Source organism: Acinetobacter sp. ANC 4558, assembly GCF_002135375.1.
Lineage (GTDB): Bacteria > Pseudomonadota > Gammaproteobacteria > Pseudomonadales > Moraxellaceae > Acinetobacter.
In genome coordinates, this window is the sequence record NZ_NEGH01000005.1 from 35,496 (window position 1) to 60,714 (window position 25,219).

The window sequence follows — 25,219 nt, forward strand, 5'->3', positions numbered from 1 at the left end:
CTACTCAACTCAATATCAAATCTTAAAACTAAATTTGCTCTATAAATAACGCTTTCCAAGCCTGTACACGACTTGGAATATCTTCCACTTCTAACGCTAATATATCACTAATCACAGCACAAAGGTCAGCACCAGATTCAATCACGACTTTTGAGTTTTCAACCGTTAAACCACCAATGGCACAAATTGGACGCTGAATTATTTGTGAAGCCTGCTTGAGTACATCTAAACCAATATTACCAGCTTCGGGTTTAGACTCAGTAGCATAAATTGCACCAAATGCAACATAGGTTGCACCATCTACAATAGCTTTTTGAGCAAGTTCAATCGAGTTTAAACAAGTGCGTCCAATAATCACATCTTTCGGCAGTCGGGCAACAGCATCTGAAATTTCGCCATCACCTTGCCCAAGATGAACTCCTAAACCAAATTTTTCAGCCAACGCTAAATCGTCATTAACAACAAAAGGAACATTATATTTTTCACATAATATTTTAATTTTTTGAACTTCATCAATTTGATCTTCTTTACTCACCTTTTTACGTCGATATTGCAATATCGCTACACCGCCTGTTTCAAAAGCAACTTTTAATTTGTTCAGCAATAGCTCTAAAGCATCATCATTTGTAATGAGATATAAACCACGCATATTATTTACCAGAATTTTAGCAATCGCCTAATTATCTCATAACTCTGACAAAAAAATCGTTTCAACCCTGAAAAATCATTCATTTTATAGATGTGTTTTCACTTTTATTTTTTCATAAAAAAACCTAGAGAAATAAGTCTCTAGGTTTGGAAAACGGTTATATTTTCATCAATCTATATTGATGTCATATTACTTTACCCTATTTTTCTACAATAATACGTTTTTTTTTTCATTTATTTTTTCTATTTTCGATCTATTCGTTTAATAAGTATCTTTCCGCAATCACTTTCATCCTATTCCTAATACTAAATTTTATCTAAATCCATGTTTTTTAAACTCAATTTATTTTTCAAAATATCTACAAACATTTTCCAATCAGAAATAAAACTATATATTGGTTGTTTAAAGCTTGCGGGTTTATTTTTTTCAAATACAAAATGCCCAATCCATGCACAAGCATATCCCGATACTAAGCCATAGACCAGATATCTTACTTTACGCTGTCTAATCGCTTTCGTAATATAATAAAGACCAATTGAACTTCCTAAAAAATGCAATCTACGGTTCATAATATTGCGATGTTCAGTTAAATAAAAACGATAAAATTCATGATAATTTTTAACTGGCAACTTAAAGTTCATTTCAGTTTCTATAATTCGCTTAGGTTCTAGATCTGTACTCATCATCTTCTCCTTCTTATATTTTCTACGTTAACCGATTCTTTGCTTAAATTAAAGCCATCTCAAACAAACTTATCTCAGCAAGCCTTACATAAAAACCGATTTCCGCTACAATTCACTTGCTCTGATCAGCATACTTTCCTGCTGACTATTTTGAATAAAAAATAAATGATGACAAATTCTAGTGCTTGCATTGATTATTTTTGATTTAATCACTTTATTGGAACAATACACATGGTTGAAATCGAATTGAAGTTTCAGATTCCTGAAACACGTCGTAATGCTTTACTTAAAGCTTTAGATCCGAAAAAATCAGAAACGATTCAACTACAAGCTAAATACTACGATACGCCAGAAAGACTACTAGGAAAAAATGGTATTGCTCTACGTCAACGTCTTGAAGGTACACGCTGGATACAAACTTTAAAAGCAGCAGGAAAAAATCATCTTGAACGTTTTGAACATAACTATGATTTAGGTGAATTAGCGCAGCCTCCCCTTTTAGATCTTTCGATCTATGAGACTAAATCTGAAGCCCAATCTATTTTAAATCAAGCTTTAGGTGCTAATTTTTCGGAACTCAACTTGCAATTTGAAACAAATATTCAAAGAACCCGTCGAGTTTTAAGCTTTGATCAAACAGAAATTGAGGTGAGTTTAGATATTGGCTTTATTCAGACGCTTACACAAAAAATCGACGTCCATGAAGTTGAATTTGAATTACAACAGGGCACCTTACACGCCCTACTTGCATTTAGTTTTGAATGGGTCAAAAAATATCAACTGTGGTTAGATGTTCGTAGCAAAGCTGAAATTGGTCATTTACTTGCAAGTAATTTAACAGTCAGCCCTGCAACTTTAAGTAAAGATTTTCAACTGATTAAAAAAGATTCAGCAGATAAAAATGTTCGTTTATTAGTTACGCAACAACTACAACATTTACTTCCCAATATTGCTGCAATTTCTGCTGGGGTTGCCCAACAAGAACATTTTGATCAAGCCGAACTCGCCCTAGAACATTTATATTTAACGACACATTTGTTTAAAGACTGGAGTTCAGATATTTCAGACAAATGGGGTTATCAACTTCAAGCATTTAAACAGCAATTTGAAAATTTAAAACATTTTCAACAAATGAAAGATACTTTAGGAACATTTTTACAAAATCCAAATACAACCACACAGCTTGAAAAAGATATTTTATATGCCAGTGAAAAGCTCAACAATTTGGTCAAGTCAACTTTAAATGTTCATCATTTTTTAGAATTGTTTACCTTTAGTTTAAACTCAGTAATTACTCAGCAAACTCATGATTTAAAGTGGTACGCACAAACGACACTGCACCATCAATATAAATTACTCCAAGAGAGCCTAAATCAAGCCAATATTGGTCAATTTGAAAGTCTAGATTTACTGTCCACACACATACGTGAATTAAAGTTTTCTTTTCCAATATTGACATCTATCTATGATGTAAAAAACTTGCAAAAATACAGTAAAGCGCTCAATGATGCTCAACTGGCTGCAAAAGAATATCAAGTTTTGGCAAGTTCTGCCCTGTATATTCAACAAACTGAACTTGAAGCAAGTGATTGGTTTGTGCTTGGCTGGTTAACTGCAAAACAAGAGATATATGCAGAAAAACTCATCGAAGCAACGGAGCAATTTATGGTAAGCCGTAAATTTATTAAATAATTTTTTTGATCATCTGATTTGAAACAATCATTTAAATCAGATGATCATCTATTTTGTAATTAGCGATATTTACCAAACACTTTCCACATCTGATTATCTGCTAAAGGATCGCTATAACTATCATTGCGTTGTTTACGCAGCTTATCTCGTGCATCGATTAAGTTAAAATCATCTTCAACACTAAGCACAATACCATTCACATAAAATCGTGTCCGAGTATAATCACTTTGTCCATGCTGAAAAACATAAGTTCTCAAGTCTATAAATTCTCGATGTGCCACAAGTGCAGCAGTATCATCACTTTCTAACCAATGATGCATTGCAGTGAGTTGCTCAGGCTCAAACTGTCCACACTTTTCAATTAAACTTGCAACACCTCTAAAAGTTTTAGACTCTTTTGCGCGTGTTTTATTAATACGAATTCGATCTACATAAAAATAAAATAAGGGTAAGTTTAAATGATTCGGTAAATGTATCGCATCAAGTACTTCATCTTCCATAAACGGTTGAAATAAATCTTGTGCTCTTTCAATTAATCCCGACCATTGTTGATAATATTCTTCAACTTCAGATTTTATTCCATAATAAATAGGTAAGCCTTCCACATGGGCAAGTTGAGTGGGTGGCCATATATTTTGACGTAGAAGTGAGATATCACTTTTTAAACTTTGAACAGCAATTGCATCTTGCATGGGATCATCCATAATATGCTTAGGCTATTTTAGATTAAAGCAAAGGTTTAGTTTCGGCAAGGCTTTGCCTATAATGCAAATCTAAATTTTTATGCTAGGAACAGTTCATGGTTCAAAAGATTGAAGCAACTGACGTCACCGAAGAAGAAGCTTTAAACGCTGCATTTTTTGAACGTGCAGATGAATTTATCAAACAAGCAAATGAATATTGCCGTGTAGAAAAAGGAAGCCAAGAGCAACCAACTGAAAAACGCGGTCAAGTAAGTGCCTCTATGCTGTTTGCAGCTGCTCGATTTAATACATGGGTTGCTGCAAATAACTTCAAAGATGGGAATGAAATGCGAGATGCCAAAGACCAAGTCATGTCATACATTCTTCAGCAATTTCAAATGATGTTAGAGGATAATTATGATGAATATTGTGAACAATTCGAAAACTACCTTCGCTTCCGTCACAATGAAGAATTTCATACCAACAAACACAGCCATCCACATGATCATTAAAAAATAATCCATATGTAAAAATCCCTCCTAAAGGGATTTTTACATATCTTGGCTCAATTTAAAGCGTCAATACAACCATCTCATTTAAGATTGAGGTTGACCATATTGATCCGCCATAACCTCAACCAAACCATCTAGTTTTATATATTTTTTAATGACTGCATCGATATCAGCTTTGCTTAACTTGGCATAATCCTGATCACGCTTTTCACGATAGTACAGATCTTTATTGTACTTTAACTGTGGTAACAACATGCGATGAATACGACGCTCATCTTCCAAGGCCGTCACTCGTTTTTTCATGATATCTGCCTTTGCTGCCGCAACCTCTTGCTCTGTCACACCATTGTCTAACAATTCTTTAAAAACCTTATGTACTGATTGAGAAACTTGTGCCGATTTTCCAGCGGTATAACGTGCATTAATGCCCAAAGCACCTGATTCTTGGGATTCACTCAAATTAATAGAACTACCAAAACCATAAACCAAGGCGTTTTTTTCACGCAATTCTTTCGCTAAACGAGATGAAAGTTGTGAGTCTCCTAAGATATTACCCAATACAATCATTGCAGGCGCATCAGGATTATCCGCCCCAATCGGAAAAGTGAGTAAACTAATATAGCTACCAAACTCACGCTGCTCTGCTAAAGCATGTATTTGTTGTGCTGGATATGCCTGATAGGAAGAATCTAACTGAGCATATTTTTCATGACTACGCCAAGAACCAAATGCTTTATTTAAAATCTTTTTCATCTTGTTTGCATCAAAATTCCCAGTAATCGCAATTTGTGCATTATTCATTGCAAAAAACTGCTTATACAACTGTTTTACTTGATCATTTGTTGCATTATTCAATTGTTCTAAGGCAAGATCTGGTTCGAAATGATAACGTAAATCTCCTGCTTGATATTTTTCAACAATACGAGACATCGTTAAACCTGCCACAGTTTCAGGTTCAGTATAAGGGCGATCTAAGCTTGATAAAATTTGAGATTTAATTAAATCAAACTGAGTTTGTTCAAATTTTGGATTTTTTAAAACACTGATAATAAATTTAAAGAAATCATCAAATTTATCTTCTTTTGCCACAATCTCAATGTTCATTCCATTGTCATTTGCAGATACCGAAGCACTTCCATTTGAATCAATCATTTTATCGGCAATGTCTTGTAAACTATATTGATGAGATGCCCTCAATAATAAATAAGCTGTTAAATCAATAACTTCTGCTTTATTGAATAACGATTCTGCCGTGCCAAAATCGACCTGAATAGATGCATAGACTTTATCATCGCGAGTATGTACGGGAAACAAGGCATACTGCATACCATTTTTTAATTTCCCACGCTGAATTTTCTTTTCAGTATTTTCTAAATATGCTTTTGAAATAATTAAATTTTGTGCAATTTCATTTTGATATGTACTAATATCTTTCAAGGGTTCAGGTTGATCATTGTTCTGATCTAAGGTTGGTTTTTGCTCTATAACTTGCTGCTGCAAGGCCTTTTTTTGATCTTCTGGCGTAGGTAGAATGCTTCCTTCAATACGATATTCAGGTTTTACAAAACTTTTTAAGCTTTGGTTAACCTGATCAACCGTTAAATGTTGTAAATCTTGTTGATGTTCAAAATATTTAGCCCAATTTCCTTTTTCAGATACCACATAATCACTCAGCATAGCACCAACAGCAGATGAATTTACAAACATACTGTCTTGAGCATTTTTGATTAAACTTTTAACTCGATTTAATTCAGTTAGATTAAAATTTTGATTTTTTTCTACACCGGCAATTAATGCATTTTCAACATCTTTTGCATTGTGATTAGGACCATATACAGCGCCCATAAACAACATATTAAAATCTTTATCTAAATAAGTTGAAGAAAAAACATTGGTTGCAACACCAGTTTCCACCATATTTTGATATAAATGACCACTTGGTTGTAAGGTATACAATAATGGAGATACTGCCAATGACGTTTTAATTGATGAATTTGTGCCATTTAAATACACATTAAACTTCGCCAAATCACTTCCTTTTTGAACCGTGAATTGACGATTTTTGATTTTAGCCGCATCTAATTGAGGGACATTGACTTGTGCTGGAATTGAACGCGATGGAATAGAACTAAACTGCTGCTCTACCTCTTTAAGAACTTCAGCTTTATTAAACTTTCCTGCAATAATCATCACTGCATTATTTGGCGCATACCATGTTTTATAAAAATGATTTAATTCTTGCATATTAATCGATTGTAATTCGTTTAACTCACCAATCGGCAAACGACCAAAGTATTGATTTCCATATGCAGATTGCCAAACCTGATTCATCAAGACTGCAAACGGCTGATCCATACGAACTTCACGTTCACGCTTTACAATATCAATTTCAGCAGGCACAAATTTTTCTTGTAATACAAGTTTATCCATGCGTTCTGCTTCTAAATGAATCAACTCATTAATTGCAGACTGCTCTGGACGAATAATATTGATATATTTAGTGGCATAAAAATCTGTACTAGCATTATTTGAAAGCGTGAATTGATCTAAACGTCTTTGAAACTCTTCACCTTGAACATTAACTGTTCCTTTAAATGCTAAATGTTCAAGTAAATGTGCTAAACCACTTTTTCCACTTGGATCATTTAATGAACCTGTCAAATATACAGTATTCATATACACTTTATTTTCTTTTTCATTCGGTGCCAAAATTACCCTAAAACCATTATCTAATCGATATTCTTCAATTTTTTGTTCCGATTTAACAAGCACAGGTTGAGCTAATGCTGAAACACTCCCCCCGAGTATTAAGAATGAAATAAATAATGGGTTAAAACGAAGGATCATGGATGCTCCAAAAAGTTAAGCAATATTTATACTAGCCTCCTCCACAAAAATGGAGAAAAGATAAATAAATTACTCACCTTTTATTATTTTCTTACAATAAAAGTAAATGATATACGACCTGTATACCTAATCATGATTTGATTACAGTTGAATATGACTTAATTCAATTTCATATTTGATAATCACCTTTATTTATTTTAATGAGAATTTATTTATTATTCATACTCTTCTTGATATTTAAGACATTTTATTACAAAAATATAACAGCGTGCTTTAAATGAATTGACATCTACCCTCAATATTTTTCGTAACAATATACTCAATAGTTAAACGTCAAGTACTGAAAATTCATTTTCAATCACCGAATAAGCGACAGAATTTTATTTTGTACTACTTCTATCTCATCATCAATTTGAAATTTAAGTATTTAAACGCACAAAAATTGTATTTTGCACGTTCAATAAATTAATCAATGACATCCTCAATTAAAGATAAATTTCACCTTTGAAATACAGACGTGCATAACCTGATATTTCAATTCGATTGTGCTCTAATAACTCACAATATAACTCACCACCACGTGATGAAGCTTGATATGCCAAAATTTTCTGCTTAGAAAGCTTTTCAGCCCATAATGGCACAATACCTGTATGAATGGATCCAGTAACATGATCTTCATCTATGCCATTCGCAGGGGCAAAATAGCGCGATACGCAATCATACTGTTGTGATGTTGCGGTAATTGCGACATCTAAATTTGAAGCATCTGCTGTGATTGCTGTTCTTATTTTTCCTAATTGTTTAAGTAGTTCCAAATTTGGACGTTCATCAAGTACATCTTGGGCATTTTCAAATTCAATAATATAAGCTTGGGCATTCAAATACACATTTTTAAAAGGTTTCGTAAATGCTTGATTTAATAAATCAGGATAGTCTTCAATCAATTGTGCAGTACGAATTGGAAAATTCATTACAATTTTCCCATCCTCTTCTTGTGTAATTGTAAAAATACCGAGTTTACTCACATGAAATTGTATTGTTTTAATCTCAATATCATTTTGAAATAAAACAAAAGCGCTGGCTAATGTTGCATGACCACAAAAATCAACTTCGTTGGTTGGTGTGAACCAACGAATTGCATAGTTTTCCTGATCAATTTTTTTCACAAATGCCGTTTCTGCTAAATTATTTTCGGCAGCGATTTGCTGCATAATTTCTGGTACTAACCATTCATCTAAAATCAATACTGCTGCTGGATTACCACGAAACAACTCTTGTGTAAATGCATCAACTTGGTACATATTCATTGAACTAAACCCTACTCACTCTTTAACGATATACATTCACGTATTATCTATACGCTCAACACAATGAAGAGATAATTAGCAAAAATAAAGATGAAAATAAAAAAAATTTAGATATATTGTAAAAAACAAGCGAAAAAAATAAGAAAATATTGAATTAATCTGTATCATCCCCATAATGGGTAAAACATCATAAATTTGTAGTAATTTTTTAGATGATTTCTACAAAAGGCGTTTGCCTTTATGCTGACTATTTATAATCGAAATGGATCAATAACATGACTGCTATTGCAAATAACCACGTGGTTTCATTCCACTACACATTGACTAACGCAGAGGGTGAAACTCTCGACCAATCTCAAGGTGAACCACTTGCATATTTGCATGGTGCTAGTAACATCATTCCAGGACTTGAAAAAGCATTAGCAGGCAAAACTGTTGGTGAAAAATTCACGATTACGATTCCTGCTGCTGAAGCTTATGGTGAATATAACCCTGAACTTGTTCAAGAAGTACCTGCTCAAATGTTCCAAGGCGTTGAAAATATCCAAGCGGGTATGCAATTCCAAGCTCAAACTGATGATGGTGTTCAAATTGTAACTGTTAAAGCAGTTGAAGGTGAAAATATCGTTGTAGATGCGAATTTCCCACTTGCTGGACAAGATTTAACTTTTGAAGTTGAAATCGTAGAAATCCGTGATGCTTCAGAAGAAGAACTAGAGCACGGTCATGTACATGGTGCGGGTGGTCATCACCACTAAGGTCTTTATGATCAAAAAGGCTAAGTTAAACTTAGCCTTTTTTATTGATAAACTTTTAAATAATGATACTTATTATTAAATATCAACAGACTTCAGTACAAATAATTTATAGAATAAAAAAGCTACTGTGAATGATTAATCAATAATGCAAAATCAATCTTTGATCTGGTTCAGACAAGACTTACGTACTTTAGACAATACAGCGCTCTGGTATGCAACCCGAGAAAACCCAACCATTGGTCTGATTATTTTGTCTCCAGAACAATGGAAACAGCATGATGATGCACCAATTAAAATTGATTTTTATCTCAGACAAGTGAATGACTTAAAACAAAAACTTCATTCTCTTAATATTCCCCTACATATTGAAATTATCCCTTTATGGAAAGATATTCCTCGCTTTATTTCAACCTTTTGTCAAAAGCACTACATTGAAAATGTACATGCGAATATCGACTTAGGTTGGAACGAGCTTAAACGTGATGCGCGCGTCCAAAAAGCATTAAATCACATACACAAAGATTTAGTGCTTTACCACGATCGAACACTATTTCCAGTAGGTAGCATACGTAATCATTCGAATCACCCCTATCAAGTTTTTAGTGCATTTAAAAAGAAATGTATCGAGCAACTCGTAATATCAATTCCACAGCCCTTTCCATCACCCAAAAAACAGCATGAGAATCATCTAAAGCAAACCTTTAATCTTCAAGTCCCAACCTTAAAACAGCTGAATATTGCAACTCATTTAATCAAAAATCAACAACAATGGGATGTAGGTGAAAATCTAGGATTCAATCAACTGAATCAGTTTATCGAGCATGATGTATCAAACTATCATTTAGAAAGGGACTTACCAAATAACAATCATACCAGTCTACTTTCACCGTATTTAAATTGCGGAATACTCTCAATCCGCCAATGTATAAATGCTTTATTCAAAACTACAGATGGTTATTTTCAAATACAAAATGAAGGTCAACAAACTTGGCTCAATGAGTTAATTTGGCGTGAATTTTATCAACACATCTTATTTGACTTTCCACGCTTATCGAAACATGAACCCTTTAAGCTCAACACTCAAAAAATTACTTGGCGTCACTCACCTGAAGATTTTGAAGCCTGGAAATTTGGACAAACAGGCATTCCTATTGTTGATGCAGGGATGCGTCAAATGTTAAAAACTGGCTGGATGCATAATCGTGTACGAATGATTGTTGCAATGTTTTTGAGTAAAAATTTACTTATTGATTGGCGACTAGGAGAACAATGGTTCATGCAGAATTTAATTGATGGAGATTTAGCGGCAAATAATGGTGGCTGGCAATGGTGTGCTTCTACAGGCACAGATGCTGTACCCTATTTCCGTATTTTTAATCCTATTAGTCAATCACAAAAATTTGATCCGAAAGGATCTTATATTCGACAATGGGTGCCAGAATTGGCAAATTTAGATGATCAATTCATTCATGAACCCTATGCCAAAAATTCAAATCTTGAATTAGCTTATCCAAAGCCTATTGTTGATTTAAAGCAAAGCAGACAAAGAGCATTAGATACATTTAAAGGGATCTAAATCATTTTTTTATTCTGAGTGAAAGTTTGAGGGGTACACTCGCAAAATATACCCCTAAAATATAAAATTATTTAGCTCCCTGCTCATCTCGCTTGAATACCAGCTCACCTTTCAAGCTACTTTCAGCATCAAAATAATAGCCATCGACATTGAAGGTTTTTAAATCTTCCACTGTACTCAATTGATTTTCAATAATATAACGTGCCATTAATCCTCTTGCTTTTTTTGCATAAAAACTAATGACTTTATATTGACCATTTTTCTGATCTAAAAAAACAGGTTTAATCACATCTGCCTTAATTTTGTTTTCTTTTACAGATTTATAATATTCATCTGAAGCGATATTGACCAATAATTCTGAATGTGTGTGTGCTAAATCCTCATTGATTAAATGAGTAATTCGATCCCCCCAAAACTCATATAAGTTATGACCACGATCATTCTTTAATTTTGTTCCCATTTCTAAACGATATGGCATCATTAAATCTAATGGCCGTAATAGTCCATATAAGCCTGACAACATACGTAAATGTTCTTGTGAAAACTTAAGAGATTGTTCTGATAGTTTATATGCATCCAAGCCTGTATATACATCACCTTTAAATGCAAATATTGCCTGACGAGCATTGGAGAAATTAAAATCGGATTGCCAATCATGAAATCTTGCAACATTCAATTGAGCAATTTTTTCACTTACAGTCATTAAATTTGAAATATCAGTTGCAGATAATTTTTGACAATCATTAATTAACAATTCAGATTGGTCAATTAATCTTGGTAGGGTAAATTGATCACTCGGTAACGATGTTTCATAATCTAACGTTTTTGCGGGTGAAATAAGAGCAAGCATAAAGAACCTGATGAAAAAATAACTAATCAGACTATAACAGTAGACTTATTTTAATACCAATTTATGTTTTAACTAAGTGTTATCGGTAAAATAATCATTCTCCTGTTTATCTGTTTTAAATTATGTCTGAGCAAATTTTTATTGAAGGTTCTGTTGGAAAAATTGAAATTTTTGTGGATTACCCGCAAGGTGAAATAAAAGGATTTGCTGTTGTTTGTCATCCGCACCCTTTGCAAGGTGGTACACCTCACCATAAAGTTCCGACATTACTTGCCCAAATGTTTTTAGAACGTGGTTGTGTTGTATATAGACCTAGTTTTCGTGATTCTGGCCAAAGTGATGGATCCCATGATCAAGGCTATGGTGAAACTGAAGATACTCTGGCAACGATTGAATATGCCCGTTCAAAGCATCTTGGAAAAACTTTTTACGCTGGCGGTTTTAGCTTTGGTGCACATGTAATGGCAAAGGCTTATGCCGCCCTGCCGGCTCCTCTACAAGCAAAACAGCTTATTCTATGTGGTTTACCTACAGCAACTGTAGCCAACATTCGTCATTATGAAACACCTAAAATACAAGGAGATATCTTATTTATTCATGGTGAATCGGATGACATCACACTACTTTCAGATTTAATTCTTTGGGCTCAGCCTCAGCGCCACTTAGTGACTGTTTTACCAGGTGCAAACCATTTCTTTACTGGTTATTTAAAACAATTACGTATTGCGATTACCAGATTCTTAGCAATCGCTTAAGTCTCATCAGCTATCACTCTCACATTCGTGCAGGGTGATAGCGATAAATTTAATAACGATCAAGAAAAAAATAATACTGTCATTTTCTTTTGTAAAATTGAATTTAAAAAATATATGGATAAATTAATATTTATCTAAAAAACTACCACATACTTCAAATTAAATATTTTCTTGATCAATCCATTTAAATTCACTTAATGATGCTTCATCTTTTAAGGAGTTTTCAACTGCTTGTGCAAGCTGATTTAGTAAACTTCGCTCTGTAATGCGCGCTAACCAATCTTGTTCTTCGTCTGGATAAGATGAAATTTCACAAACCAAATGACCATCTGCATTTTGAGTTTCACAACGGACAGCCAAAGGTAAAGCATATTGGTCAACACTGACTGCAACTTGTGCGCCACTTTGGGCAAGTGTTTCAAAACCATATTTAGTTAATTTTTGAGTTAATACATTGGCAACATAGTCTTGCACTTCATGTGAGTTTTGTACTTGATTATCTGTTCCGTTATTGGCTAAAAATTTTAATGTACGCATCATAAGACCTAAAAGCATTTTTCTTGTATTGTTTTAGCATAAGTAATAAACAGCAAACAGCCAAGTAAATTCCATTTTTTTAATATATTAATTACAAATAAAAACTCAAGTCTTTAAATTTATTTAATAATTTAAGACATAAAAAAGCTTGCGATAAACGCAAGCTTTTTTAAGATTACAGCGTAAAGCGTTATTCACTGACTTGAATGCTTAAACCCGCTAATTCAGTCAATGCGGTAAATGTCGGAAAACTTGTCGCGACAGTTTCTGTCCCCACAATTTTAATCGCACCTGAAGTACGTAAACCTGCCATAGAGAAACTCATCGCAATACGATGATCATGATGAGATTCAATTTCACTGCCTGTAAAAATTGCATCCCATTCTCCAGACTTCCCTTTTCCTTCGATGATGATACCGTCCTCAGTGGGTGTACAATCAATTCCCATACTTTTTAGACCATCCGCCATCACTTGAATACGGTCAGACTCTTTTACTCGAAGCTCAGCTGCCCCTGTTAAGATAGTTTGACCTTCAGCACATGCTGCGGCAATAAATAATGCAGGGAATTCATCAATTGCAAGTGGCACTTGATCTTCAGGCATATGAATACCTTTTAAAGTACGTGAACCTCGAATACGAATATCTGCAATTGGCTCACCACCTGCAATACGTTCATTTTCAACAGTTAAGTCTGCGCCCATCTGTTTTAAGATTTCAATAATTCCTGTCCGAGTTGGATTAATGCCAACTGCTTCTAAGGTAACATCAGAATTTTCTGTAATTGCTGCACCCACCATAAAGAATGCCGCAGATGAAATATCCGAAGGAACTTGAATATTTGTTGCAATTAATTTACCACCACCTTGAAGCGAAATACGATTTCCTTCAGTCTTGACCGGATATCCAAATGCACGCAGCATACGTTCTGTATGATCTCGTGTTGGTTCTGGTTCTACAACCGACGTTTCGCCTTCTGCCCATAAACCTGCAAATAAAATGCCAGATTTCACTTGTGCTGAAGCCATTGGCAAATCGTAGTGAATCCCTTTGAGCATTTGACTCCCTGTAATAGACACAGGTGGTGTACCACGTTCGCCCGTCGTTTGAATCTGTGCTCCCATTTCACGTAAAGGTTTTGCAATACGTTCCATTGGACGCTTTGACAGTGAAGCATCACCAGTCATTACTGAGTCAAATTTTTGTGCAGCCAGCATGCCAGAAAGTAAACGCATTGAGGTCCCTGAGTTACCCATGTACAACTCAGATTTTGGTGCTTTTAAACCCTGCATTCCTACACCATGTACAGTAACTTCACCATTTTTTGGTCCTTCAATACTGACTCCCATGTCACGGAAAGCTTGAATGGTTGCAAGTGCATCTTCCCCTTCCAAAAAGCCTGTAACATGCGTCGTTCCTTCTGCAATTGCACCAAACATGATGGAGCGATGTGACACGGATTTATCACCTGGAATACTAAATTTACCTTTGAAACTTTTTTTACCAGGCAAAATCGTAAATTGTTGTGTCGTCACTTTTTTGTTCTCCATCAAAGGGCTCTTTGCGAGCATATGGTTAAAATGCTGGCGCGCAGCTTGTGCATGCCCTAATAAACCCATTAAAGCGTGTGAATCTTCATCTTCAATTAACTGGCGAATAACGGCCAATTGTTTTTCAAAACCATCTACTGCATTTAAAATTGCCTTTTTATTGGCAAAGAAAATGTCATGCCACATTTGTGGGTCACTGGCAGCAATTCGTGAAAAATCTCGAAAACCACCAGCAGCATAGCGAAAAATATCTAAATTATCTTCTCGATTCGCTAATTGCTCAACCAAATTAAATGCCATTAAATGTGGAAGATGGCTGGTATGTGCAAGGACTTCATCATGTTTATCGACATCCATACAAATAACTTCTGCTTGTGCAGCTTGCCAAAGACAAATTAACTTATCAACAGCCCAATTCGCACTGGTTGGCAATGGCGTCAAAATAACTTTATGATTTGCAAATAAATCAATTCTGCCTGCATGAACGCCAGTATGTTCAGAACCTGCTATAGGATGACCGGGTACAAAACCTTCTGGTAAATCATCCCCATATACAGCTTTTGCAGCTTCAACTACATTGCCTTTGGTACTACCAACATCTGTGATAATGGCATGGCTGAATAAATAAGGTTTAATAGTCTCAAGTACCTTTTGTGTTGCACGTACAGGCAACGCTAAAATAACTAAATCTGCACCTTGAACAGCATCAATTGGATTTTCATAACCTTGTTGAATTAGACCTAAGACCTTCGCATCTTCAAGTGTTTTCTGAGATCGTGTTGAAGCAACTACCTGCTTTGCCAAATGATTAGCAACAATAACACGGGCAAGACTTGAACCAATTAGTCCAAGCCCAATAAATGCCACTTTTTCAAACATCATTTGAGACATGTTAAGCTTTCGCCTCTAAACCTAAAACCTGAGCCAATGCTGCTAAAAATTTTGCATTTTCTGTTTCTGTTCCAATTGAAACACGCAAGTGTTTTGCAATGCCCACTGGACGTACAATTACACCTTCCTTCAATAATGCATTGAATGTTTGCGCTGGATCAGCTTGAACATTAACTAAAATAAAATTTGCTCGAGAAGCAACATAATTTAAACCTAGTGCCTTGAAGCCCGCTTCAAGTTGCGCCATGCCTGCTTTATTCACAAGACGAGATTTTTCAATAAAATCTTCATCCTTTAAAGCTGCAACGGCTGCAACCATGGCTAAATGGTTCACATTAAATGGTTGTCGAATTCGATTTAAATAATCCGTCACTTCTATAGACGCTAATGCAAAACCAACACGTAAAGCAGCAAGACCATAACACTTAGAGAGTGTACGGCTTACAATCAAATTCGAATATTGTTCAAGAAATTTTAAGCTATTAAAATTTTCTGGAAAATATTCAACATAAGCTTCATCCAATACCACAATCACATGAGGAGGTACTTTTTGCATGAAAACATCAAATTCTGCTTCTTCAAACCAAGTTCCTGTTGGATTATTGGGATTTGCAATGAAAACCAGTTTGGTATTTTTTTCAATTGCCTCAGCCATAGCAATAAGATCATGAGAAAAATCTTTTGCTGGCACTTCTATTGCTTTAGCCCCAATGGCTTGTGTTACTAGACCATAAACGGCAAATGCATGTTGACTATAAACGACTGAATCACGCTCAGAAACAAAAGCACGTGCAAAAATTTCAAGTAAATCGTTTGAACCGTTTCCTAAGGTAATACGATTATGATTAAAACCAAATTGCGAATAAATTTGGTCTTTTAAAATAAAACCACCACCATCTGGATAACGACCAATTTCAGCAAGTTCATCAGCAACAGCTTGCTTTACCAAATCAGAGCAGCCCAAAGGGTTCTCATTTGAAGCAAGTTTAACAATATCTGTAATGCCCAACTCACGCTCAAGTTCGCTAATTGGCTTACCTGGTTGATACGGTTGTAACTGTGCAATGCCTTCATTGGCTGGGACAAACGTCATTTGATACTTCCAATTTATTTCAAATAATAGCTATTATTCATTCAATTTTAATGAATAACTCTGATGCATTATAAAACAGCAATAGGGTAAGAACCGAGCACTCGTACTTCTTTAACTAATGGTCGAATTTCTTCAATTGCTGCTTTGACATTGTCTTGCTCAATATGACCTTCTAAATCAATAAAGAACACATACGCCCATTTTTCAGGAAGTGCTGGACGTGTTTCTATACTGGTTAAGCTAATATTGTACTTGGCAAATGGTGCAAGAATATCCAACAATGCCCCTGCACGATCATGTGCAGAAATAAGTAAAGATGTCTTATCATTACCACTTTGTGGCACTTTCTCACGACCAATCACCAAAAATCTTGTGGTATTTTCAGGATTATCTTCAATATTACTGTGTAAGATTTCTAAATCATAAATACTTGCTGCGACATCTGAAGCAATTGCAGCAGAGTGCCACTCATTACGGATACGACGCGCAGCTTCTGCATTTGAACTTAAAGCTACACGCTCCACCCCTGGATAATGCGCATCTAACCAACCACGGCATTGTGCTAACGTTTGTTGATGAGCGTAAATCTGTTTAATACTGTCTTTACGTGTATTTTCAGAGATTAGGAATTGATGATGAATTCGTAATTCAACCTCACCAATCACATTTAAATGAGATGCTTTGAAACAATCTAAAGTGTGATTGACCACGCCTTCAGATGAGTTTTCTACTGGCACCAATCCATAATGCGCACTGCCCGCTTCAACTTCACGAAATACTTCATCAATGGTTGGTAAGGGACGAATAACTGCATCTTGTCCAAATTGTTTAAGCACAGCAGAATGTGTGTAGGTTCCTATTGGACCTAAAAATGCAATACTCTGTGGTGCTTCTAATGCCAAACACGCAGACATAATTTCACGGAACAAACGCGCCATCGTTGCATCTGATAATGGACCAGTATTACGCTCCATAACATTACGTAAAACTTGCGCTTCACGCTCAGGACGGTAAAACAGCGGATTCTCTTCTGCAGCAAACTTCGCGATTGCGACTGCCTCTGCTAATTTAGCACGGCGATTAATTAATTGCTGAATCTGCTGATCTACAGAATCAATATCTTCACGAATCTGCGTAAGATCTAGAGAAGTCTTGGTGTTTTGATCGTCATGGATCATTATTATGGTGCCTTTTAAAACCCGTTTTCTACATTATAACAATAGTTAGCTTTAAATTGTTACGCAATAGAACTTTGAAAATTTAAGCTTGAAAAATATACAATTAAAGCAATCAATCTCCCTTAAACTATTTTCATAAGCTCTCTTTCTCAATAGTTTAAAATACTTGGACATATAAAAATTAAATTGATTATTTTCAATACACTTCTTTATTCATAATAATGTCAATAACTGAATTTTGTTATAAATCATTTTATGCAGATCATTTATGTTGAACTCAAACATTTCTAATAATATCTTTCAACTCAATATATCTGCTTAAAATCGTTATGTAATTTGCACATATAATCGATAAATAAGAAATAAATATTAATCCCATCAAAATAAAATTCAATATCTTATATCTATTTATTGTTTTTTTATATTATTGCAAATTTAATAACAGTTTATTATTTTTAAAAATTAGTGTTAATTAAAATAAATAATACTCTACTTATTTTGATATAAATTCTTCTGCTACAAAAATTTAAATCATGATAATTAATAATTTTAACTTTGATCATCCAAAAATAAAGATTTGAATTCACATTAAATTCAACACATCATGATTATATAAATATTCTCGTGAATAATAGTTAAGTAACTGATCGTAAATCGATATTTGTCTGAGCGTTATAAAAATACTTAAAATCTTAACATCAAAAAATGCCCCCCTTCTTGAAATAACTGAATAATTTTTTAATGGATAAATATTGCAATAAAAGCATATAGATATAAGGATTTTTATGGATATTCACACTGAACACGGTTCCACGCCTCCTAAAAAACAAAAAATTTATCAAATTCTTTATGTTCAAGTTATTGTTGCCATTGCTCTTGGCATTCTACTTGGACATTTTTATCCAGATTACGGTGCAAGCTTAAAACCGCTTGGAGATGCCTTTATTAAACTGGTTAAAATGATCATTGCACCAGTGATATTTTTAACAGTGGTTACAGGAATTTCTGGCATGCAACATATGGGCGCTGTCGGCCGTGTTGCTGGAAAAGCAATGCTTTATTTCTTCACATTTTCAACACTTGCACTCATTATCGGCATGATTGTGGGGAATATAATTCGCCCTGGCGATGGATTAAATATAGACCCGCTCACGCTACATAGTGATAAAGTTACGGAATATGCTGCAAAAGCACATGATGCATCTATTGTTGATTTCTTAATGAATATTTTACCTACAACTTTAATCAGCCCACTGGTTTCAGGTGAAATACTTCAAGTTTTATTTGTTGCTATTATTTTTGGTTTATCACTGGCAGCTATTGGAGAAAAAGGCAAACCGATTGTTAGTTTTCTCAATAATCTGACGACGCCTGTATTTCACTTAGTCGGTATGCTCATGAAATTTGCACCAATTGGTGCTTTCGGTGCGATGGCTTTTACTATTGGAAAGTATGGAATATCGAGCATTGGTAATCTAATGATGCTCATTGCTACCTTCTATATTACCTCTTTGCTTTTTGTACTGGTTATTTTAGGTCTTGTTGCACGTTATAACGGTTTTTCTATTTTAAATCTTATTCGCTATATCAAAGATGAGCTATGGCTGGTTTTAGGTACCAGCTCCTCAGAAGCAGCTTTACCGTCGTTAATGCGTAAAATGGAAAAAGCGGGATGTGAAAAATCTGTTGTTGGAATGGTCATTCCTACTGGTTATTCCTTCAATTTAGATGGAACCAATATCTATATGACAATGGCGGCTCTCTTTATTGCCCAAGCTTGTAATATTGAACTTACGCTTACACAACAATTTACATTACTCTTGGTTGCAATGATTAGTTCCAAAGGCGCAGCTGGTGTCACAGGTGCAGGTTTTATTACTCTTGCAGCAACCCTATCCGTCGTTCCATCCGTTCCAATTGCAGGCATGGCATTGATTTTAGGGATTGACCGTTTCATGTCAGAATGTCGTGCACTCACCAACTTAGTAGGTAATGCTTGTGCGACCATTGTTGTGGCAAAATGGGACAATGCCTTAGATCAAACAACATTTGATCATACAATGAAAAACCCAACACTCTCTACTACCGATATTAACCCAACGGCAAAACTCGATACTTAAGTTTATATTTCTGTAAATTCAACCGAATGATGCCAATCATTCGGTTTGAATCATTCAAAATAACAGCTTCATTTTTATAAAAAATAAAATACGGTTCTTTTCTTATTTTTTAAATATGGCATATTGGTCATGCTCTATTTATTTGTCTATGAATCATGAATACCAAACGTAACCTCTATCAAAATTTTGAACATCCTTTTGCTCAATATATACGTATTATTGGAAAAGGAAAAAATGGTGCTCGCTCATTGACTTATAATGAAGCTTATGACGCATTTTCTATGATTCTGAAAAATGAAGTTCTTGATGTACAACTTGGTGCATTCTTAATGTTACTTAGAGTTAAAGAGGAATCTGTAGATGAACTGACGGGTTTTGTGCAAGCAACGAAAGATCAACTCAATTTTCAAACTTTAAATGTCGATTTAGATTGGTCATCTTATGCAGGGAAACGTAAACATTTTCCTTGGTTCATTTTAGCTGCACTCACCTTAGCTAAAAATGGTTATAACATTGTAATGCATGGTGCATCGGGTCATACCATCAATCGTATTTATACAGAGCAAGTATTAACATTTTTAGGCTTTCCTATTTGCCAAAATGAAAATGATGTAAGACAACAATTACAAGAGAAAAATTTCGCGTATTTACCGCTATCAGCAATTTCATCTATTTTAGACGAGCTCATTTCGCTTAGAAATATTATGGGATTACGTTCTCCAATTCATACCTTAGCACGCCTAATTAATCCATTTAATGCAAAAGCAACATTACAAGCAATTTTCCATCCTGCTTATCGTAGCTCCCATCAACATGCTGCATTTAAATTAGGTTATCAAAATAGTGCTGTAATCAAAGGTGAAGGTGGAGAATTTGAACGTAATCCAGATGCTAAAACCTTAATTTGTGGTATTAAAAATGGTGAGTTATATGAACATGAGCTTGCAAAATTAACGGATAATCGGAGCCCAACTGAAGATCAGTTAGATTTAAATATTTTTAAGGCCGTTTGGGAAGGTCAACAACAGCATGAATATGGTGAAATTGCTGTGATTGAGACCATCGGCATTGCATTATATACCATGAATGTTTGTGCTACATATCATGATGCCATGCAAAAGGCACGGGTGCTCTGGACGACACGATTCTCCCAATAATACGCTTTAACTTAAATCGAATATAAAAAAGACACTTTATTGTGTCTTTTTTTATAGCTTATACAAATCGAATTGGCTTAAACTCTGGCTCTTCAACATGTGAATCACAATGTTCATCTTCCTCTTTCGTGCCTCGATCAATATAACCACTACGTTCTGTTTCTGGTAAGTTTTTAGCTTCCCAAGTATAGACAGCTTGCATGCATATTTGACGTTGTTCTGGCGTTAATACAACACCATTCGGCCATTTTCCAATTTCAATTGCAACTTTTAAACGACTCACAATATCAGGATCGAGTACTGCTAGCATTTGTTCAATATTCATGATTAATCCTGTTGCTGTAAAGATTCAAAATCTTGATTCCAACCAAGCTTTGTACGGCATGCCATATAAAAATCATAGCCTGGTGGGTGTAGTAAATTAAGTTTATAAGGATGTTTACGTATATGCAAACTATCACCAACACTTAATGAAACACTATGCTGACCGTCTGCACTCACCATAGGCAACACTCGATTTTCACGAATGGCAATTTTAATTTCACTTTGACCACCCACCACAATCGGTCGAGATGATAACGTATGAGGATGCATGGGCACTAATGCAATGGCATCCATACCTGGATGTAAAATTGGACCACCACCAGAAAGTGCATAAGCAGTTGAACCTGTTGGGGTTGAAACAATTAAACCATCGCTATGTTGTCTATACACATACTGTCCATCAATATGTAAATCAAAATCGATCATATGAACCGATTTACCCGAATGCAAAACAACATCATTGAGTGCGACTGCTTCGTAAATGATTTCGCCTTTAGATCGAATTTCCATCTCTAATAAGAAACGACGATCTAATTGAAACTGCCCTTGTAAAACTTGATCAAGTTTAAAAATAACTTCTGTGGGTTTGATATCCGTTAAAAAGCCTAAACGGCCACGGTTAACACCAACAACTGGCGTATTATATTTAACCAATGCTCTTGCAGCATGCAAGAGTGAACCATCACCACCGACCACAATAACAAGATCGACAACCTCACCTAATAAAGCGCGGCTCACCGTTTGAGTATTTTTATAAGGAACTAATTCAGCGGTTTCTGCATCAAAAATTGGATGTAATCCAAGACTTAACACATGATCATGAATAAGATTTAAAGTTTCAACAACTGACGACTTGCCAGGACGACCAATCAGTCCAATGTTTCGAAAGTTTTTATGTGAAATTTGCACCTGCGATATCGCTCCCATACGATTCGTTACATATCATATCATCAACTATGAATATTTTAATAATTTTAAAATACATGAAAAAGGATATTTTCATTTTTTCTTCTTTAAATATTCACAGATTAAATATTGCAAAAAAGTAAAAAGCTTCGCATGATTAGCAAGTATATTTAGGAATTAATTAATTTATATGAAGTATGAACGTGGTATCGGTTTATTCGCACTTCTTTTTTGTATTATTGTGATTGGTGCATTTGTCGCATTTAGTATCTATTTAATTCGAATGGACAATATTGTACGTGACAAATTTGAAGGAAAACGCTGGGACATTCCTGCTAAAGTTTTTGCTCGCCCATTAGAAATATTTAATAATGCATCAATCAGCCAAGCAGACCTACTCGAAGAGTTAAAACTACTCGGTTATAAAAGCTCAGATAACTATACAAAAACTGGGCATTATTTATCGACGGGTAATACCGTTTATGTTCATACACGTGGTTTCGATTTTGGCGATAGTGTTGACCCTGAACAAATTCTAAAAGTATCGTTTACCGATGATCGCGTTTCAGATGTCAGTGCAACAAAACCATCTTCAACAGGTATTGCTCGACTTGAACCGATGTTGGTGGGTGGAATTTATCCTCAACACAATGAAGACCGCGTTCTTATTAAATTAAACAAAGTTCCTAAACCACTCATTGAAGCACTCATTTCGACCGAAGATCGTAATTTTTATAGTCATCATGGGATTTCTTTTCGTGGAACTGCCCGTGCAATTGTGAGTAATGTGACGGGTGGAAAACGACAAGGGGGTTCAACATTAACTCAGCAATTGGTTAAAAACTTCTATTTAACGCCTGAACGAACCTTAAAACGTAAAGTTAATGAAGCATTAATGTCTGTTTTGGTTGACTTTCATTATTCTAAAAATGAAATTTTAGAAGCTTATTTAAATGAAGTTAACTTAGGACAAAGTGGTAATTACTCTATTAATGGTTACGGTCTTGCTTCCCAATTTTACTTTGGTTTACCGCTTCAAGAGCTCAATATTGCCCAACAAGCCTTTCTTGTTGGTTTAGTTCAAGGTCCTTCGTTATATAATCCATGGCGCAATCCTGAAAGTGCGCTGAAACGTCGTAATATTGTATTAAACAATATGATGGTGATGGGCTATCTAACACCTGAACAATATGACTTAGAGTCTGCACGCCCACTTGGTGTGGTTAAAAAACCAGCTCTTGCTGCTGCTCGCTTCCCAGACTTTTTAGATGTTGTCCGTCGTCAACTCAGAAGTGAATATCAAGAAAGTGATTTAACCAATCAAGGGCTTCGTATCTTTACAACTCTTGACCCTGTTGCTCAAATCAAAGTTCAAGATACATTTAAAGCATCAGTGAATAGACTTTCTAAATCTAATCCTAAGCGCTTACAAGACCTCCAAGGTGCAGTCGTGATTGTTCACCCTGAGAATGGCGAACTTGTTGCAGTTGTCGGCTCAACTCAAGACTTCACTGGTTTTAACCGTGCATTAGATGCAAGACGTCAAGTCGGTTCTTTACTCAAACCCGTGATCTATCTCACTGCCATTGAATCTGGTCGATACACGTGGGCATCCCCGATCACCGATAGCGCAATTTCAATTCCTTCTGGTGGAAAAGATTGGACACCGAAAAATTATAGTGGTCGTGAATATGGCACTGTCCCAATGGTACAAGCTTTAGCAAACTCATATAACCTTTCTGCTGTTCGTTTAGGACAAGAATTTGGGTTATTGGCTTTTAAAAATCAGCTGATTAAACTTGGAGTTAATAGCAATAACATTCCTAACTATCCTTCTAGCTTCTTAGGTGCAGTTGATTTAACACCGATTGAAATGGCAGGAATTTATGGAAACTTTGCAACTGGTGGTTTTAAATATCCAACGAAAGCAATCCGTTCAGTCGTAGATTCAAATGGTCGTGTATTAGATCATTATGGCTTAACCGTACAACAAACGATTGATCCTTCATCAGCCTACATTTTGAATTATGGATTACAACAAGTTATGGCATCAGGAACCGGGCGTTCTGCATACAACACCCTCCCTACAAGCCTAAACTTAGCAGGTAAATCGGGTACCACAAATGATACTCGTGACTCTTGGTTTGCAGGTTATTCTGGGAATTACGTTGCTGTCGTTTGGCTAGGCTTGGACAATAACGCTGTTACGGGGCTTACTGGCTCATCTGGTGCATTACCTGTTTGGAGTAATGTCATGAAACAACTTAGACAAAAACCAGTCAACTTACGCCAACCAGACAACGTTCAATGGCATTGGATGGACACACATACCGGTTATTTATCTGCACAAGGTTGTAATGGTGCAATTCGTATCCCACTGCTTGACTCTCAAATACCGCGTAGTGCAACCGAATGTGGTTTACCAAACTATCATGTTGAGCCCGCATCTGAAGCTGTCGATCCAAACATGCTCGATCAAACAGATCCGATCGAAAACTATATCAATGAAACTGAACGTAATGATATTAGTCGTGGACAAATTATTTCACTGAACAAAACTTTAAATATATCGAATAAAACTTATGGTTAAAATTTCACTCATATCATTTTTATTACTGGGTTTGGTTGGCTGTATTAGCCAACCTCAGCCAATCATTGAACCGCCTAAAGTAATTCCTCACCCCCCAAGTATTGCAAAAGAGATACATACACCAACGGGTGTCGTGATTAAACCTTATGAGCAAGAGGAAATTAAACGTCAACAAATGCCGCCAAAACCGCATGTCGAGCAAAGAATTGTCATCCCTCAACAGAAAAATGAGCAAAAATTTAATGATGGTAGTCAATTGCCCGCTTTTAAAAATTTAATTCAACAAGCAGAAATCGCAATTCAACACAATCAAATTTCACAAGCAGAAGGTTTTGCCTTACAAGCGCAAAGGCTTGCGCCACAAACTGCACAAACGTATTTAACTTTATCAAAAATCTCTTTGGCTAAAAATGATAAAGTAAATGCGCTTTCCTTCGCACAGCGTGGCCTCAGCTTTACACCAAATGAAAATTTGAAAAAACAACTCAACCAAATTATTCGGCAAACCCAATAAACACATACCGTAGATTCGAACGCTTATTCATACGTTTTGACATGCCTA

Annotated in this window: 21 protein-coding genes; 9 read left to right on the plus strand and 12 right to left on the minus strand. The window is 35.4% G+C overall.

Annotated features, from left to right (window positions below):
* Positions 1 to 28: 28 nt before the first annotated feature.
* Positions 29 to 649 (minus strand): thiamine phosphate synthase, encoded by a 621-nt coding sequence (thiE, locus tag B9T31_RS07565; protein ID WP_086181352.1) that lies wholly within the window; start codon positions 647 to 649, stop codon positions 29 to 31.
* A 305-nt stretch (positions 650 to 954) separates the two neighbouring features.
* Entirely contained in the window at positions 955 to 1,332 is a 378-nt protein-coding gene (locus B9T31_RS07570; protein WP_086181353.1) for a DUF962 domain-containing protein, read from the minus strand.
* Between the two features lie 231 nt (positions 1,333 to 1,563).
* Here B9T31_RS07570 and B9T31_RS07575 point away from each other — a divergent pair, with 231 nt between their 5' ends.
* Positions 1,564 to 3,024: a CYTH domain-containing protein gene (locus tag B9T31_RS07575; protein ID WP_086181354.1), complete on the plus strand. Its 1,461-nt coding sequence runs from the start codon at positions 1,564 to 1,566 to the stop codon at positions 3,022 to 3,024.
* 59 nt (positions 3,025 to 3,083) lie between these two features.
* Here the strand turns inward: B9T31_RS07575 and B9T31_RS07580 are convergent, their stop codons facing one another.
* Positions 3,084 to 3,716 (minus strand): hypothetical protein, encoded by a 633-nt coding sequence (locus B9T31_RS07580; protein ID WP_086181355.1) that lies wholly within the window; start codon positions 3,714 to 3,716, stop codon positions 3,084 to 3,086.
* Positions 3,717 to 3,823: 107 nt separating this feature from the next.
* Between B9T31_RS07580 and B9T31_RS07585 the strand changes: the two genes are divergently transcribed.
* Positions 3,824 to 4,219 carry a DUF3144 domain-containing protein gene (locus B9T31_RS07585; protein WP_086181356.1) on the plus strand — a complete coding sequence of 132 codons (396 nt, stop codon included), beginning with the start codon at positions 3,824 to 3,826 and terminating at the stop codon, positions 4,217 to 4,219.
* An 84-nt stretch (positions 4,220 to 4,303) separates the two neighbouring features.
* Here the strand turns inward: B9T31_RS07585 and B9T31_RS07590 are convergent, their stop codons facing one another.
* Together B9T31_RS07590 and B9T31_RS07595 are read right to left on the minus strand one after the other, a co-directional pair.
* On the minus strand, positions 4,304 to 7,066 hold the full coding sequence (locus B9T31_RS07590) for a M16 family metallopeptidase (RefSeq protein WP_086181357.1): 2,763 nt from the start codon (positions 7,064 to 7,066) through the stop codon (positions 4,304 to 4,306).
* 485 nt (positions 7,067 to 7,551) lie between these two features.
* Entirely contained in the window at positions 7,552 to 8,373 is an 822-nt protein-coding gene (locus B9T31_RS07595; protein ID WP_086181358.1) for a PhzF family phenazine biosynthesis protein, read from the minus strand.
* Between the two features lie 275 nt (positions 8,374 to 8,648).
* Here B9T31_RS07595 and B9T31_RS07600 point away from each other — a divergent pair, with 275 nt between their 5' ends.
* Both B9T31_RS07600 and B9T31_RS07605 read left to right on the plus strand, forming a co-directional pair.
* Positions 8,649 to 9,131: an FKBP-type peptidyl-prolyl cis-trans isomerase gene (locus B9T31_RS07600; protein ID WP_086181359.1), complete on the plus strand. Its 483-nt coding sequence runs from the start codon at positions 8,649 to 8,651 to the stop codon at positions 9,129 to 9,131.
* A gap of 145 nt (positions 9,132 to 9,276) precedes the next feature.
* Positions 9,277 to 10,707: a cryptochrome/photolyase family protein gene (locus tag B9T31_RS07605; protein WP_086181360.1), complete on the plus strand. Its 1,431-nt coding sequence runs from the start codon at positions 9,277 to 9,279 to the stop codon at positions 10,705 to 10,707.
* Between the two features lie 67 nt (positions 10,708 to 10,774).
* On the opposite strand, the gene yaaA is transcribed toward B9T31_RS07605, so the two are convergent.
* Positions 10,775 to 11,557, minus strand: coding sequence for a peroxide stress protein YaaA (gene yaaA / locus B9T31_RS07610; RefSeq protein ID WP_086181361.1), 783 nt, complete (start codon positions 11,555 to 11,557; stop codon positions 10,775 to 10,777).
* A gap of 122 nt (positions 11,558 to 11,679) precedes the next feature.
* Between yaaA and B9T31_RS07615 the strand changes: the two genes are divergently transcribed.
* Positions 11,680 to 12,312, plus strand: coding sequence for an alpha/beta hydrolase (locus tag B9T31_RS07615; protein ID WP_086181362.1), 633 nt, complete (start codon positions 11,680 to 11,682; stop codon positions 12,310 to 12,312).
* Between the two features lie 159 nt (positions 12,313 to 12,471).
* On the opposite strand, the gene B9T31_RS07620 is transcribed toward B9T31_RS07615, so the two are convergent.
* The 4 genes from B9T31_RS07620 to pheA form a co-directional block, all read right to left on the minus strand.
* A complete protein-coding gene (locus tag B9T31_RS07620) occupies positions 12,472 to 12,849 on the minus strand; it encodes a hypothetical protein (RefSeq protein ID WP_086181508.1) in 378 nt (125 codons plus the stop codon).
* 190 nt (positions 12,850 to 13,039) lie between these two features.
* The gene (locus tag B9T31_RS07625) at positions 13,040 to 15,289 is read right to left on the minus strand and encodes a bifunctional prephenate dehydrogenase/3-phosphoshikimate 1-carboxyvinyltransferase (RefSeq protein ID WP_086181363.1); all 2,250 of its coding nucleotides are present in this window, start codon (positions 15,287 to 15,289) and stop codon (positions 13,040 to 13,042) included.
* 1 nt (position 15,290) lies between these two features.
* Positions 15,291 to 16,382: a histidinol-phosphate transaminase gene (gene hisC, locus B9T31_RS07630; protein ID WP_086181364.1), complete on the minus strand. Its 1,092-nt coding sequence runs from the start codon at positions 16,380 to 16,382 to the stop codon at positions 15,291 to 15,293.
* A 68-nt stretch (positions 16,383 to 16,450) separates the two neighbouring features.
* The gene (gene pheA, locus B9T31_RS07635; RefSeq protein WP_086181365.1) at positions 16,451 to 17,560 is read right to left on the minus strand and encodes a prephenate dehydratase; all 1,110 of its coding nucleotides are present in this window, start codon (positions 17,558 to 17,560) and stop codon (positions 16,451 to 16,453) included.
* A 785-nt stretch (positions 17,561 to 18,345) separates the two neighbouring features.
* Here pheA and B9T31_RS07640 point away from each other — a divergent pair.
* Together B9T31_RS07640 and B9T31_RS07645 are read left to right on the plus strand one after the other, a co-directional pair.
* Positions 18,346 to 19,680, plus strand: coding sequence for a dicarboxylate/amino acid:cation symporter (locus tag B9T31_RS07640; RefSeq protein ID WP_086181366.1), 1,335 nt, complete (start codon positions 18,346 to 18,348; stop codon positions 19,678 to 19,680).
* Positions 19,681 to 19,835: 155 nt separating this feature from the next.
* Positions 19,836 to 20,837 (plus strand): glycosyl transferase family protein, encoded by a 1,002-nt coding sequence (locus B9T31_RS07645; RefSeq protein ID WP_086181367.1) that lies wholly within the window; start codon positions 19,836 to 19,838, stop codon positions 20,835 to 20,837.
* A gap of 58 nt (positions 20,838 to 20,895) precedes the next feature.
* Here the strand turns inward: B9T31_RS07645 and B9T31_RS07650 are convergent, their stop codons facing one another.
* A complete protein-coding gene (locus B9T31_RS07650; protein ID WP_086181368.1) occupies positions 20,896 to 21,162 on the minus strand; it encodes a YeaC family protein in 267 nt (88 codons plus the stop codon).
* 2 nt (positions 21,163 to 21,164) lie between these two features.
* A complete protein-coding gene (locus B9T31_RS07655; protein WP_086181369.1) occupies positions 21,165 to 22,088 on the minus strand; it encodes an NAD(+) kinase in 924 nt (307 codons plus the stop codon).
* 169 nt (positions 22,089 to 22,257) lie between these two features.
* Here B9T31_RS07655 and mrcB point away from each other — a divergent pair, with 169 nt between their 5' ends.
* On the plus strand, positions 22,258 to 24,657 hold the full coding sequence (mrcB, locus tag B9T31_RS07660; RefSeq protein ID WP_086181370.1) for a penicillin-binding protein 1B: 2,400 nt from the start codon (positions 22,258 to 22,260) through the stop codon (positions 24,655 to 24,657).
* Entirely contained in the window at positions 24,650 to 25,171 is a 522-nt protein-coding gene (locus B9T31_RS07665; RefSeq protein ID WP_086181371.1) for a hypothetical protein, read from the plus strand. Before mrcB ends, B9T31_RS07665 begins: the two co-directional genes overlap by 8 nt.
* Positions 25,172 to 25,219: the final 48 nt, after the last annotated feature.

Bases quoted from the DNA above. Each gene is read 5' to 3' on its own strand.
- thiE (WP_086181352.1), bottom strand. From the start codon at position 649: ATGCGTGGTTTATATCTCATTACAAATGATGATGCTTTAGAGCTATTG.
- B9T31_RS07570 (WP_086181353.1), bottom strand. From the start codon at position 1,332: ATGAGTACAGATCTAGAACCTAAGCGAATTATAGAAACTGAAATGAAC.
- B9T31_RS07575 (WP_086181354.1), top strand. From the start codon at position 1,564: ATGGTTGAAATCGAATTGAAGTTTCAGATTCCTGAAACACGTCGTAAT.
- B9T31_RS07580 (WP_086181355.1), bottom strand. From the start codon at position 3,716: ATGCAAGATGCAATTGCTGTTCAAAGTTTAAAAAGTGATATCTCACTT.
- B9T31_RS07585 (WP_086181356.1), top strand. From the start codon at position 3,824: ATGGTTCAAAAGATTGAAGCAACTGACGTCACCGAAGAAGAAGCTTTA.
- B9T31_RS07590 (WP_086181357.1), bottom strand. From the start codon at position 7,066: ATGATCCTTCGTTTTAACCCATTATTTATTTCATTCTTAATACTCGGG.
- B9T31_RS07595 (WP_086181358.1), bottom strand. From the start codon at position 8,373: ATGAATATGTACCAAGTTGATGCATTTACACAAGAGTTGTTTCGTGGT.
- B9T31_RS07600 (WP_086181359.1), top strand. From the start codon at position 8,649: ATGACTGCTATTGCAAATAACCACGTGGTTTCATTCCACTACACATTG.
- B9T31_RS07605 (WP_086181360.1), top strand. From the start codon at position 9,277: ATGCAAAATCAATCTTTGATCTGGTTCAGACAAGACTTACGTACTTTA.
- yaaA (WP_086181361.1), bottom strand. From the start codon at position 11,557: ATGCTTGCTCTTATTTCACCCGCAAAAACGTTAGATTATGAAACATCG.
- B9T31_RS07615 (WP_086181362.1), top strand. From the start codon at position 11,680: ATGTCTGAGCAAATTTTTATTGAAGGTTCTGTTGGAAAAATTGAAATT.
- B9T31_RS07620 (WP_086181508.1), bottom strand. From the start codon at position 12,849: ATGCGTACATTAAAATTTTTAGCCAATAACGGAACAGATAATCAAGTA.
- B9T31_RS07625 (WP_086181363.1), bottom strand. From the start codon at position 15,289: ATGTCTCAAATGATGTTTGAAAAAGTGGCATTTATTGGGCTTGGACTA.
- hisC (WP_086181364.1), bottom strand. From the start codon at position 16,382: ATGACGTTTGTCCCAGCCAATGAAGGCATTGCACAGTTACAACCGTAT.
- pheA (WP_086181365.1), bottom strand. From the start codon at position 17,560: ATGATCCATGACGATCAAAACACCAAGACTTCTCTAGATCTTACGCAG.
- B9T31_RS07640 (WP_086181366.1), top strand. From the start codon at position 18,346: ATGGATATTCACACTGAACACGGTTCCACGCCTCCTAAAAAACAAAAA.
- B9T31_RS07645 (WP_086181367.1), top strand. From the start codon at position 19,836: ATGAATACCAAACGTAACCTCTATCAAAATTTTGAACATCCTTTTGCT.
- B9T31_RS07650 (WP_086181368.1), bottom strand. From the start codon at position 21,162: ATGAATATTGAACAAATGCTAGCAGTACTCGATCCTGATATTGTGAGT.
- B9T31_RS07655 (WP_086181369.1), bottom strand. From the start codon at position 22,088: ATGGGAGCGATATCGCAGGTGCAAATTTCACATAAAAACTTTCGAAAC.
- mrcB (WP_086181370.1), top strand. From the start codon at position 22,258: ATGAAGTATGAACGTGGTATCGGTTTATTCGCACTTCTTTTTTGTATT.
- B9T31_RS07665 (WP_086181371.1), top strand. From the start codon at position 24,650: ATGGTTAAAATTTCACTCATATCATTTTTATTACTGGGTTTGGTTGGC.